8 protein-coding genes and 1 pseudogene are annotated in these 12921 nt (G+C 59.5%); 3 read left to right on the top strand and 6 right to left on the bottom strand.

Annotation, left to right across the window (positions count from 1 at the left end; translation table 11 throughout):
• Window positions 1-154: 154 nt before the first annotated feature.
• From GGQ64_RS24475 to GGQ64_RS24485, 3 genes are read right to left on the bottom strand one after another with little or no spacing between them, the layout of a single operon-like run.
• Window positions 155-2407, bottom strand: coding sequence for a DEAD/DEAH box helicase (locus GGQ64_RS24475; protein WP_246422909.1), 2253 nt, complete (start codon window positions 2405-2407; stop codon window positions 155-157).
• Window positions 2370-3692 (bottom strand): ATP-binding protein, encoded by a 1323-nt coding sequence (locus tag GGQ64_RS24480; RefSeq protein ID WP_183807954.1) that lies wholly within the window; start codon window positions 3690-3692, stop codon window positions 2370-2372. Before GGQ64_RS24480 ends, GGQ64_RS24475 begins: the two co-directional genes overlap by 38 nt.
• On the bottom strand, window positions 3689-6781 hold the full coding sequence (locus tag GGQ64_RS24485; protein ID WP_183807955.1) for a TerB N-terminal domain-containing protein: 3093 nt from the start codon (window positions 6779-6781) through the stop codon (window positions 3689-3691). The genes GGQ64_RS24480 and GGQ64_RS24485 overlap by 4 nt, the downstream gene beginning before the upstream one ends.
• 659 nt (window positions 6782-7440) lie before the next feature.
• Between GGQ64_RS24485 and GGQ64_RS24490 the strand changes: the two genes are divergently transcribed.
• Entirely contained in the window at window positions 7441-8154 is a 714-nt protein-coding gene (locus tag GGQ64_RS24490) for a hypothetical protein (protein WP_183807956.1), read from the top strand.
• A gap of 195 nt (window positions 8155-8349) precedes the next feature.
• The gene (locus GGQ64_RS24495) at window positions 8350-8796 is read left to right on the top strand and encodes a hypothetical protein (protein ID WP_183807957.1); all 447 of its coding nucleotides are present in this window, start codon (window positions 8350-8352) and stop codon (window positions 8794-8796) included.
• 276 nt (window positions 8797-9072) lie between these two features.
• Here the strand turns inward: GGQ64_RS24495 and GGQ64_RS24500 are convergent, their stop codons facing one another.
• Complete coding sequence (locus tag GGQ64_RS24500) at window positions 9073-9765, bottom strand: hypothetical protein (protein ID WP_183807958.1); 693 nt, start codon at window positions 9763-9765, stop codon at window positions 9073-9075.
• Between the two features lie 950 nt (window positions 9766-10715).
• Window positions 10716-11396, bottom strand: a complete 681-nt coding sequence (locus GGQ64_RS24505; protein ID WP_183807959.1) for a hypothetical protein — start codon at window positions 11394-11396, stop codon at window positions 10716-10718.
• Between the two features lie 528 nt (window positions 11397-11924).
• Between GGQ64_RS24505 and GGQ64_RS24510 the strand changes: the two are divergent.
• Window positions 11925-12092 (top strand): annotated as a pseudogene (locus GGQ64_RS24510) (helix-turn-helix domain-containing protein); the annotation flags it as partial.
• A gap of 189 nt (window positions 12093-12281) precedes the next feature.
• On the opposite strand, the gene GGQ64_RS24515 reads toward GGQ64_RS24510, so the two are convergent.
• Window positions 12282-12767 (bottom strand): hypothetical protein, encoded by a 486-nt coding sequence (locus GGQ64_RS24515; RefSeq protein WP_183807960.1) that lies wholly within the window; start codon window positions 12765-12767, stop codon window positions 12282-12284.
• Window positions 12768-12921: the final 154 nt, after the last annotated feature.

Here is a 12921-nt window from a genome sequence, read left to right on the forward strand (position 1 = left end):
TGCTGCCAACAGCGAAAAGCGCGGTGCCGTTCGACGGCGACTTCCCCTCGCTCCCTCCGGCCTCAGAAAACGCAGCTTCGGGGTAAAGAGGACCATATCTGCACGATGCCAGGCTTCCTGAAACCAGTGCGCTCGTCCTGTCGGGAACAAGGCGTCAGTCTCTACCGACCGAGGCCAGTCCGGCAGCAACGCCCTGAAGGGAGTCATAATCAAGCCGCTCCCGAACGGTGACCATCGTCATCAGGTTCCATGAGAGATGATTGTCGAAGCGTGCGACATTCGGCCGGGCCACCCCGGTCATTAGGGCCTCGATCGTCGGCACGTCTCCCGCAGCCCATCGACCAAGGCATTGATCGATGCCTTCGGGATCGCAGTCCTGGAGTTCCAGGGAGTGCTGGTACTGCGCTGTCCGGAAATCACGCGAGAGGAAAGCGAGGGCGAGGGTGGTCAACTTCCTGGTACCGATCCAGGGGAGAACCATAGCGCCATCGGCGTAGGGCAGGATCGATCGCGTTGCCAGCCCAAGTTCGCCAAAACACGCCCGGGCGTTACCCAACATTTCCGCAGCGACGCGGTCGATGTAGGCGTATTGCTCGCTGCCTTGGAGCACGCGTTTCATTTCCAGCGCGATGCGATCGTGCAGTCCACCGCCATTTCCGCTGAAGCGGGGCGGCTTCCCGCCACGGGTCGGTTTCACGGATATGACCCGAGTGGCATCGTCAACCTCGAGGACCTGCCAACGCCGCCCGGCGAAAATCAGCGTCTCTCCCGACCTTATCGCCGAATCCAGCGGGTACGTGCCCAGCGTTCTGGCGTCATGCAAGATCCGGTATTCCCGCTCCGTCGAAAAGACCGGGTAGAAGTCGTGCGCCTCGGTGATCCTTTCCCCAAACTCTCCGATCATCAGCAGGCCCTCCGGCGATTGCTCGATGAGCCTATTTTCGTCAGAAGCCATGCAGCGCAGGAGATCGGCGAATATCGCGCGATCCACCGACTTGAAGGGTCCGCGGTCGCATAGGACTTTCCACGCGGCCTGCGGCGAAACGCCCCCCTTCTGGAGGATGAGCGCGAGAATCTGGTGCAAGAGGGTCGAAAGGTGCACGCCTGTCGGCGCAGGCGGCTCGCACCAGCCATCCTTGAGGCATTCGATCATGGCGATCGATTGGACAAGCCCGAGGTTCAGGCGCTCGAGCGGATGCTGTCCGCGACCCGGATTGCGCTCGATGACGAACATCCGCATGACGGCCGGGCTTCCGGCCCGTCGTCCCGAACGGCCGAGGCGCTGCCTGAGCGACGACACCGAAAAGCCCGGACCGATCTGAGCAACGGACTCAACGTCGCCGATGTCGATGCCGAGTTCCAAAGTCGTCGTCGCGACTGCCGTCGTCGGGCGGGGATCGTCGCGGAGCCTGAGCTCGACATCCTCGCGTTCGGCCTTGGAGAGGCTTCCGTGATGGGGGAAGAACTCGTTCGGGACCCGATTTTCCTCGCACATGAGGCGGAGCCGATCCGCATAGAGCTCGACCCGCTCCCGAGAGCCGCCGAACAACAGGTTCCGGTGCCCTCGCAGGAAGCGAAAGAGATCGTCGGCCAGGCGTTCCGGGATGCCGTGCCGCTCGTCCGTCTCTGTGCCGGGTGACGTCTCACCGTCCTCGTCGCCGTTGTCTTTTGCGACCTCTTCTTTGTCGTAGTATCCCCGGATCTGTAATTTGAGACCGTTACCTTGGTCGTTCCCTTCGATGACCGCGACGTTCGCGCCGCCGGCAGGCCGGAGCGCGTCGGCGGCCAGCCGCATATCACCAAGCGTCGCCGAGAGGCCGATGCGGTCGATCCGCTCCCGCCCGCAATCGATCTCGATCCGGTTGAGGATGGACTGGAGCTGCATGCCCCGCTCGGTCCCGATGAACGCGTGGAGTTCGTCGATGACGACCGCCTCCAGCGAAGAGAACAGGAAGCGTATTTCCTTGCCCCGGCGGACGAGTAACGCCTCCAGTGATTCCGGCGTGATGAGCACGACCCCGCTCGGGTTCTTCCGCGCCCGCGACTTGGCGTCCGCCGACACGTCGCCGTGCCATTTATGGAGCGGAATATCGCAGGCCTCGCAAAGCGGCTCGAGCCGACGGTACTGGTCGTTGATGAGCGCCTTTAGCGGGCTGACGTAGAGAATGCGGAAGCCGTCCCGCCCGTCGCCGTCGAGGACGCGGGTCAGTAGCGGCAGGATAGCAGCTTCCGTCTTTCCCGCGGCGGTGCGGGCGGATACGACGACGTCGCCGCCCGCGAGAACGGCGGGGATCGCCTTTTCCTGAACGTCCCTCAGCCGTTGCCATTTCTGCGTCCAGATCCAGCGCCGGATCGGTTGACCGAGGCGCTCAAAGGCGGAGGGTTGCAAGCTCGTCGTCCCCGTCATCCGCGTCCGCAGGGATTTCCGCCTCGTCCGCGCCCTGGCGATCCTCGCCCACTTCGACATGGGTCAGCAGGTCGTTCCACTTGACCTCGGGGTTCTGCTCGAGGACCGCAAGCAGGTCCACGAACGCCTTCACGGTGTTTCGAGGCGTGCGGAAGTAGGCGTCACCGATGGTGTTCGAGCAATGCTCCATGAACGCGACGAGAGCCTCGTCCGGGACCAGATGCTTCTCCGGGTCACCGCCCGCGAATACGTCGCGGAGCCTTTCCAGCAGATGAAAGAGCTCTTCCGGGGTGAGGCTAGGGAGGTTGATAACAGGCCCCGAATAGTCGGCGAGGCCGTTCACCGCGAAACTATTCTCGGCAAGCCTGCTCTGCAGCGCCTCGTAGGAGTAGAGACCCCGGCGGGTATCGAGCAGGAACTCGGGCGTTCCGCCGAGGATGAAGCCGATACCCTCCGTGGTCCCCTGGAGCACGTCGTTCAGGATGCGGAGAATCTGCTCGTAGTTCTGCTTCCGGGCCTGGGCGCTCTGCAGCTTGTAGAGGTTCACCAGTTCGTCGAGGCAAACGATCATCCCGCCGAACCCGGCGACGCGGACGAACCTCGCCAGAAGTCGCAGGCCGTCGTAGAAGGACGCGTCGTCGAGGATCGTCCTGACGCCGAGATCCTGCCGCGCCTCGGTCTTGGTGGTGTATTCGCCCCGGAGCCAGCGGAGAGCGGCGTCCTGGAGAGTGCTGTTCCCGTCTTCGTATCCGCGGGCGTAAGCGGCGACCACGGTAGCGAAGTCGTAACCCGCCACCATCTCGCGGATGTCGCCGAGGCCATCCTTGACCGCCGTCTCGATCGGTACGCCCGACGCTCCCGCTTTTTCGGTCGCCTTTTGGATATAGCTTTCGAGAATGTTGCGTAGAGCGCCGCCGTCTGGCGCGGTGCGGGTCGAGAGGCTCCGCGCCAGTTCAGCATAGAGCGAACGAGCCTGGCCGTTGGTGGCATGGATGCGGCGGTCGGGAGAAAGATCGGCCTGGCACACGGCCAACTTGCTTTGCAGGGCGATCTGCCGGACGAGGAAAAGGAAGAAGGTCTTGCCCGCCCCGTATGCTCCGATCACGAAACGGATGCTCGATCCGCCTTCCCCGACCCGGCGTATGTCTCGGATAAGCGCCTCGATCTCGCGCTGACGTCCGACCTGGATGTGCTGGAGTCCTAGCCTCGGGACGACACCCGCCCGAAGCGCGCTGATGATTGTGTCGCGGTCACGCGGCTTGATGGCGGGTTGCTTGGTGGTCATGCGGGCATGCCTTTTTTGATAGCTGCTGGACTTGTCGGAGGTGCAGGAAGGAGATGGCTGTTGATGTCCAGTTCATCGTCGCCCTCGATCATGAGCTCGTCGAAACGGTCGAGAGCCCAGTCGTTGATCGCTTCTTTCGCCGCGCCCGGCATCAGGGAAGCGTCTCGGGCAAGATGCTCGAAATCGTCTTTGGACCAGCTCGAGCGCTGCAGGATTTCGGACAGGAACGCACCGTATCGCTGTTCGAGGCCTTCGAAGAGGTCGCTCTGAGGGGCTTCTACCGGGGTCTCGGCAAGCATAGCGGCCCCTTCTTCGTCTTCGTCGACGAAAATGTCGGCGAGGACGTTCGAGGTAACCCGGGTCTCCGAGCGGATGTTCTGAAGCCTGGAAAGGTCGATGCGGGTCGGTGAAAGGGATGTCGCCGTCTTCGGGGAAGGGGCGGAAGGCATCGATGGGTGCCCGGCCGTACGCGTCGCACTGTTTCCCGCGTGAAGACGCTCGTAGAGGGACTTCTGGTCGATCCCCATCCGTTTGAAGATCGCCTCCAGTTTCCTGACTTCGTCGGCGTGCAGGTCGCCGTCGGCGGAAGCGAGCGCGACCAGCTCGGCGGCGACAGCGTCCCGGGCGCGTTCGGGGACGTCTTTCAGACGCTTCAGCCAGTCATCCAGGCGCGCGGGGTACCTTTCATTAAGCCGGATCTCCGCTTCCAGCCTCCTTTTGTCGTCTCCGGACAGATCGGCGGCCGCGGCGATCCGATCGAGGAGAGCTTTTCGCTCCAACTCGTGGAAATCGCCGTCGGCATGTCCGACGACCATGCCCAGCATCGTCGACAGCTGCTGGGTCCGATAGGCGTCGGTCGCCTCTGCGGGGAGGGGTTGCGAGATTGGAAACAGGATAGCCCTCTCGTCGCCCGCCGACGACTTCACGGCAAACGCCGGGTCGAAAGTCGCTCCGATACCAAAGCCGGAAAGGGCCTGGCTCAGATCGCGGAGCTTGGCCTTGCCCGGGTTGGCGGCCATCTCGAGGCCGACCTGCTCGGCAAGACGGTCGATGCGTGTCTCCGCGGCTTCGTCGGCAAGACTCCGGATAGCCGCCAGCGGATCGCCCGGTAGGTTCGCAGCGGCCGTCAGCCGCAGAGCCTCGGGGAGCTTGGATATGGCGAGTAAGTTCGGTTGCAGACCGGGAAGGCGGCCGAGAGCTCGGCTGTAGTCGTCGAGCTGCTCCATGCAGTCGTTGAACACCCTCCGCGCTATCCTGATCGGCTCCTCCCGGTCGGTGATGTCGGGGATGTCTCCTCCAAGGACCTTGATTTCGAGATTGAAGCTTCCGCTGCAGGCCTGGTATTGCTTCTTGAGCTTCTTTGTACGTCCGGCCCTCGGCCGATAGCCAGCCGGATAGAGCTTCGCGAATTCCAGAAGATAAAGTTCCCGCAGCAGGGCGGGGACGCGCTTGGCAGGCGTGCGGACGCTGGTCTCCGGATGCGTCAACGCGAAGCGGAGCATCAGATCGGCCTCGATCGGGCGTTCGTCGCGGACCCGGATACCAAGGGCGATCTTCACCGCAGCAGGGACCTCGTAGCCGTTAGGCTCGACCCCGGCAAGAAACTGCGCAGAAGGCTCACCGCTCCTTAGCTCGACTGCCGTCAGCAATTCGGTGGCATAACGGTTGAAAGAGCCGTTGTGCCCGTAAACATCGAGAAGCCGCCTGACTTCCGCCAGCACCGAGGCTGCGTTGGAGCCGTCGACGTCGAGTAGGAGGCGTCGTTCGAGACCGTAGAAGTATAAGAATACGTAGCCGATGTAGTCGTCAGGATTCGACCTGCTGCCTGCCAGCCACTCCAAATATGACCTTCTGGCGTCCGGAGACATCCCGCCATATGATGGCCAGTACCCCATGGACACGCCCGCCGGATCGCGGCCTCTTCCCACGGTCAGCGCCGGATTGATCAGGCAGTTCTCGTTTTCGTTAAGCCTTCCCTGCTTACCGAGGAAGCCGCCCAGATAGAACATGCCGCCCGAGATCGCGACGGAGGCGACGGTGACGGACTTCCCCGGCGAAATCCACTCGGCTCCGGCCATTCTGGCGGCAGAGAAGTCCGTCCTCAGGGGAGGGGATGCCGGCTTTGGTTCGGCTGCCCTTGCACGATGGAAATTCAGCAGGGTGCCCGTCTGGGCGGGTATCGGGGGTTGAGTTACGCCAGTCTTCTGTCCCCGCTCGGTAATATCGGTCAGGTCGTCATTCTCGCCATCGGACAGGGATTTCGCTTTGGATGCGTTCGCCTTGATCCAGTCGGTGACGTTTCTGTTGTGCGCTTCCATCGACGCCGCACGGTCCAGAGACGGGGAGGCGGCTCGTGCAGTTGTGGACTGCTCCGTCAGAACCTGGAAGGCGTCCCTGTCCCATATCAGCTCTGCCGCGGCGTCGCTGTCAGGAGCCGTGGGCATGCCGTTGGCGCTCGCGGCCTGCCGCCTTCGCTTCCGTCTCCTCCAGAGCACCATGGCACCGCCGACGGCCAGACCGACAAGTGCCAGGTTCCAGAACTCGTTCTTGCCATCCGACGGAGCCGCGGATGACCGGGGAGCGATAGCATCGCCCCCCGACCTTTCGGTCGTCGACGGGACGCTGTCGGCCTGCCGCGCACTCCGAGGCTGCTGCGAAGGCGTGGAGTTTTCGACGGGCTTGACCTCGACGGTGGGTTCGACCGTGCTGGAAGCGGAGTCGCCAACGGGATCGAGCGGCTTTGTCTCGACTGCCGGGACCTTCTGTGATGGCGTTACGTTTTCGGACGCAGAGCCAGCAACGGCGGGCTTTTGGTCTTCTACCGCTGGAAGCGTAGGGAAAAGGCGATCGATCGTCGCCTGGTCCGCCGTCCCAGTAGGAGGCAGGCTGTTCGCCGTCTGGTACGCCCGTAGAGCCGCGATCGATCTCTTGCCCCACACGCCATCGAGAGCGCCCGGCTTGAAGCCCTTGTCAGCCAGCGCCTTCTGGATATCACGAACCGACCGCTCGGCTGCGGAGACCGAGGCGGCGGTAAGCGGGCTCAGCAAAGCTGCAGCAACAACCAGAACAACAATCGGTCGGAACTTCACGAAAACCTCACCCCGAAGTGGACGTCCACTATACACGGAGAGCATGTATGGCCAAGAGCTTGATTACATTCACGGTCCCGAGAACGTGGACAATCGAGGCGAGAAGATTGCCAGGGCGGAACATGCCCAATGTAGCGCGCGCTCCCGGGGATCGGATCGGACTACGGCGCGGGATACGATGGGAACCGTCCCTGGCGTCCCCAGCCAGAATGCGAAAAGCCGCCGAGGCGGCCGCCCGTGAACGGAAGAAGCTGGCGGAGGAATTTTGCCCGGCGAAGATGACGAGGAACCCTTGTCTGCCGTGGTCCGGGAGACGGAGGAAGAACTAGGTCGCCGGTGATTTCTTGTGGCTGGGAGAGTATCGGCAGAGATGCAGGTGATGTTGGACGTCAGAGAAATGAAGGTCTGCGAATTCGAGATGGAGTGGCCGCCCCGGTCAGGACGGACTGCGAGATTCCCGGAATCGGCCGCGCTCAATGGTTCACAACACTCAAGCAACGGGAAGAGAAAGTTCTGAAAGGGCAGGGCGATATGCTCAGGGACCTTCAGCGCCTGAGATAGATGTTTCCTTCAGTCCCGAGAAGGGTCACATGTGTAGCCGAGTGCCTCTTGTGGCCGAAGGAAGACGCGGTCAGTCTTGTATGTAGTAGGACTTTCCGATGGGGCAGACGTTGCAATACGATGAGGTGCGTGAAGTACGGCTACAGCTGTTTTATCAGAGGCAGACGACATCGCTGATGAGGAAAGAGGCCGCGGCCAGAACGGTCGACGAGGCCCTCAGCCTCGCACAGGATGTTAGGCTTCCCAGGCTTTCCGTTGAATTCCGGCTGGCCGATGATGCCGAATATCTACCGGGGCGCTGGCGACTGGCGTCGGGACTTGGTGCGGCATTCGAAAACTATGTTGCCCGGCTGCAGGAGATGGAAAAGATCCGCTTTGCAAACAGCGTCATCCGCGGTCTTACATCTGCGTATCACGAGGCCTTTGACGCCGTTGTCGAAGCGGCAGAGGCACTCGCGAACCTCGGATGGCCCGTCAACTGGCAGCAGAACATTCAGACCATTCTGGAGCCTACGGAATACGGTCTTCGCGACGGGAAACTTGTCGATCGTTTCTCGGGCCTGCCCGAGCGCGTGATGATGGGCGAAGAACTGCTGCTGCTTGGAACGGTCACGTACCATCGGCAGAGCCGTTCCGCGGACGACCTCGCTTCCTCGTTCAAACCCCAGACACTGACAGCGACAAACCGTGCTCTCCACGAAGGCATAGAGCTTCACCTGCGCGGTGATGACGACGACCTTCCAGCCCAGTTCAGATATTGCAGCAACTGGATGCCTGGCAAATCCGGAACGTCGTATCGGATCGCCATTTAAGGGGCGTCATCGTTGTTTTGCCACGGAGAAACGGGAATCACTGCGAGTCTCTGCTGGCTCGGTGAGTTGCGCTGACCTCATCCCTGCGGCGACGCCGACATACTCGGAAACGGGCGCGAGTAAAGGTGAGACGAATACGATTTCCGCCTTTGGGGGGCGGGTATCGAAACACCGCCCGGCGGACGGACATCAGCGATGATGCTCGTTGAGCTGCCGCGCATTTTCTTATTGGCGCGCGCGCATTTGCGGTGCAACATCGATGATGAGACCAATCAGGAGAGATTTCGAATGGTGCCAACTGCAGAAGTGTCTGCCTTGCAAAGCAGACAGATCATGGAATGCCTTAACATCGAACATATCCCTTCAATGGGGCAGGTGGCGCTGGACGATCTCAAGGCCGAGCTGGCCGAGCAGGGCGGCGATCTTTCGAACATATCAGCACCCCTCGTGACGAAGCTCGCAGCCGCGGCAGCCGAATATAGTGAGATGCGGAAGCAGCTTTCGAACTGGATGGCGGTGGAGTTCGACACATATCTGGAGCTATTCGATCTCCTTACTGAGCAAATGTCGCGGAACGGGATCGAGTACTCGACATCGATCGGAAATGTCACGCACGTCTTGGGTGACGCGTTCGAGCCTTAGAGGTACGAAATCTGGCGACGTTTCGCCGGCCTCCAATGCCGTCTGGTGCTCGTTGCAATCGACAGAGGCTACCGACATGTTAGCGCCACGCGCCGTATTGATAGCCGTGTGCCAAAGTCCATTTCGTGCAATAGCTTGTCCGTGATAAAAAGGGCGCTCCCCGACGACGGGTTGAGCGTCCTTTCGTTGCAATTACTGCGATGTACCGTTCCAACGTCACCGTCCAAATAATTGAGGCTTGCCCTGTAGCTGTATTGGGGCCCGATGCCAGTGGCCTCAGCACATTCGACCGATTGCAGGGGATGGTATCGACCTTTTCCAGAGACCATCCGCCAGCCCGACGCCGACCGCTGCGATTGCCCGCAAAAGTGCGGGTTCTTTCGAAAGCAGTGTGTCGCCATCAAAAAGCTGTCCCGCCGCCAGCAGATCGAACTCTTCCCCCAGCGGAATGACGCCTACGCTGATCCGGGAACCCACTTCCATTGCATCTGCGTAGACGCAGGTTCCCATTGTCCTCCACGCCGGCTCGTCGCAGACAATAGTGATCTCCGCGCAAAACCTGCCGTCGTCTATGACCTCGCGCACATAAAAGCCCTCAATCCGGCTCTGCGATTGCCCCGCGAAATCAAGCGAGCGGCGGGGTTCGAATTCAACGTAGGATACAGTTGGCGGAACGCGGTCAAGCTCGATTGTGGTCGACGAAGCCGTCCCCTCTAGTTCGTCGATCCGTGATACCGACACCGTCCCGCCATCCAGATGCCAATCGGCAATGAGGCCTTCAAGGTGGCGCAGGCGAAGGTTTCGCTCGGCAATGTCCTCGGTGGTCGCTCCCGCATGTTCGATCTCGATGAACTGCGAAGAGGGGGTGCCGAGCGCCTCATGCGCGGTAATGCCGGGGGAAAGCCGTTCAAGCCGCGCGAGCTGCGCCCGGAACGCTGCCGGGTAACGGTAAGGGTGAGAGATTCGCATTTCTGTGGCTCCTGGTTGGTTTCAGGAAGGTTCACCGACAGCCATGCAAGAAAGAAATTTCGCGACCCCGTGGCGCGATCGGGCGGAGCTCGTAGACCCGTCCAGACCGCGGGTTGGCACAGGGCTATGTCTTGTAGGTTGAACGCAATTCCACGTTCTGTGCCATCCGCGAGCCATGGCGTCATGGCTCGGCCACATCCCAGACCAGATATTGATGCGCTCCTTATATAATTTTTCACCGAACAACACGAAAACAACATCAAAAGGGAAGCTGTAACGCGGCGTTAAAGCGTGCGTACCTACTGATAACTGCATGCAAAGACGCAGGCAGAGGAATTCTCATGTGGCACATAACGCCGAATAGCTCGCAATATGTCCTCCAACCCTCTTTGGAAGAAACGAAAGCTGTCATCGAGATCTTGAAGCGCTTCGAACGGAGCTTGCTGGAAGTGCCGGAGCCCCAGCCCGAATACTCTCGTTTCTACCTTGGAATCCTTCCTCACGAGATTGTTTGGATGGGGGACAACACTGACAGCTACGTAGGCCCAAGGCCTTCCATGGGCGCTAAGCTGGACATTGAGGAGTTCGGAGAGGGTGGGTTGTCGACCTTAACGCCGTCTGGACTTCATGCGTTGATGTTGGAAGGAGCGCCACGAGGGGACATTCTGGACGCACTAGCTACTGCGCTTTATTGGGAACGCGACCGTGTGACAAATGGGGAAGATCCAGATGTCCATCTCTCGAGTCTTGAGAGTTGTGTCGAAACAGTGGTCCACATTGTGCGGGACCTTTGCAGGATTTTCCCCCGGCCGAGGGCCGTTGCCAGGTAGGCAGCGGTACCAGAAACTGGTTATTCCTTGAATAGCGGAACGCAACACACGCCCCGTATCAATCTTGATGCGGCAGGCCTCGAGCATCTGTCGCGCAGTCCGCTACCGAAGTCATATTAATCAGTGCAAGGGCCCCAGATAAGGCATTGCGGAGAGGTCCGGCTTCTTGTGAAGAATGGCAATGATATTACCCACAACCCTCCGGGCCAGAGAAATAACACTATCCGACTTGAACTCATCGTCTCCATGGAGGACAGTCTCGTTGAGCGCTTCGGGTAGCTCCGAGCCAATGGGGATTGCGCAGATCGCGATTTGCGACGCGGTGCGTAACGCATGTCCATAGGGCCCATGTTCGAGCTCATTCCACACTGGGCCGTTACAGACGAACGTAATCTCCAGAGCGTCGCCCTCATCACCTAAAATTTTACGAAAATAAAAGCCTTCAATGAAAGCCGCTTCTTGGCTCTTCAATACCATGCGCTCGACTTGCCCAAAGTGAACATATGTGACGCGGTCGCCGAGATCGCGTTGGAGGACAAACGGCCAGCATTCGCTGTGAACGAGCTCATCCATAAATGCCACTGCATCAAACGCCTGACAGCCGTCGCCGATCCAATTGGCGATTAGGCGTTCGATGTGATTGAGGTACTGTCGGCGCGTGGAAAGTTCAGCCTGGCTCACGCCAGAAAACTCAATCGCCAGCCGTTCCAGGGGCTCGGTGCCAGCCGCAATGTCTTCGAGCCGCGCAATGGCGGCTGACATAGTTTCACGATAGCGATGCGGATGAAGAGGCTTTTGCATATGCGGCTCCGGTTGGAGGCACAATGCCAGTTTTCTTGGGCTTTGCAAGGAAGCAGCGAGCCTAGATGACGTGACGCCAGGATAGACTGCCCGCCCAATCAGATTATAACTTCGCGGCAGGGCCATGTATATCCTTGTAAATAACTTATCATCGAGCGAATATTACACACAATATCATTTTCATGCCTCTTCAATACCTATATTAATAGCCAAACAAGCTCCTGCGACAATTGATATATTATAGATAGGAATACGAACCTATATCTTGCTTGGGTCATCTTTATGGGTTTCGGACATCTTTTGCTGTTTTCTACAACATGCTGCTGCGAGGTCTCCCGCTCCATGAGAAAGAAAAATTCCATAATTTGCATTATGCAATTTTACATTGTAAGGGCTATTTAGTAATGCGACAGTTGGGCCAGTTAGAGATGCGACAGTCTCGCCTCTCGACGCGCTGGTCAATGCCAACGTTGGGAGCAAGGATGACGACCTTCAGTCTGGTCGAGACCATCAGCGGTTGGAGTCGTCATGTCCTGTTTGATCACCATGTCGCAGAAAGAGTTGCATCGCCTCGAAGTCATCCAGAAGATCAGTGACGAGCGCCTGAGCGTTGTCCAGGGTGCCGAACTGCTCGCACTCAGTCGAAGTCAGGTCCATCGGCTGCTGCAGGCCTATGACCTGGATGGTCCGGCCGGGTGCTGTCGAGCATTCTGCGCATGATTCTTCAGCATCGCGAATACCCTCCTTGGACAACCGCATTAGAAAGGTAGCGATTTGAAGGACTGAGTTCCTATCCCGCTCAATGCCAAACTCTCGGTAGTGCGTCTTAAGCGCAGCCCTCGCTATTTGGACTTCTACCCACTGCTCCGGCATTCCAACGCACACTCAAACTTCAAACCGAGCCAACATTTGTCGCAACTGTGCATTCTGCACTCTAAGTTTTTGCTCCAGCTGCAATCGCAGTCGGCGGATTTCATTATCAAGCTCTTGAGCATGATCTCTTGGCGTCGCCAGTTGTACGGGCGTTGAATTAATTTCCGTCCGCCTTTTATTGGCGCGGCGGCGAGGCCCTTTCTCAGCCTCCTCGCTAGTGGCGACTACTAGTTGATCCTCTTTTCCCACTGCCGCCGCGGCGGCGATTGCCGCAAGCGTCGGCAAGTCTTCTATGTGCTCTGGGCCTTCCTGCGACGCACCGGCTGGGGCGCTTAATTCGAGGTTGGTCGAAGGAGGCACGGCTTCCAGCTCGGCCGTCTGCGCGATCATATCGGAATCTGACGATGCTTCTTCGCTTGTTGCTGAAATGACATCAGGCGCGTCGTGCTTATCGTGTCGCCTCATAAGGCCAACGAGAAATTTCCACGGAGACTTCATCTTCGTTGTCTAACCTCAACTACCGTCACTGAGGACAACTTCCCCGGCAACGATTGATCATCGCCGGGAATGGTCAGTTAAACGCCGATCCGGAATTCACCAGTTCGGGGATAGTACTGTTTGCCTGGTCTAGGATTGGCCAAGGCGTTTGCGA

This window comes from Mycoplana azooxidifex (assembly GCF_014196765.1).
In the GTDB taxonomy this organism is placed as follows: Bacteria; Pseudomonadota; Alphaproteobacteria; order Rhizobiales; family Rhizobiaceae; genus Mycoplana; species Mycoplana azooxidifex.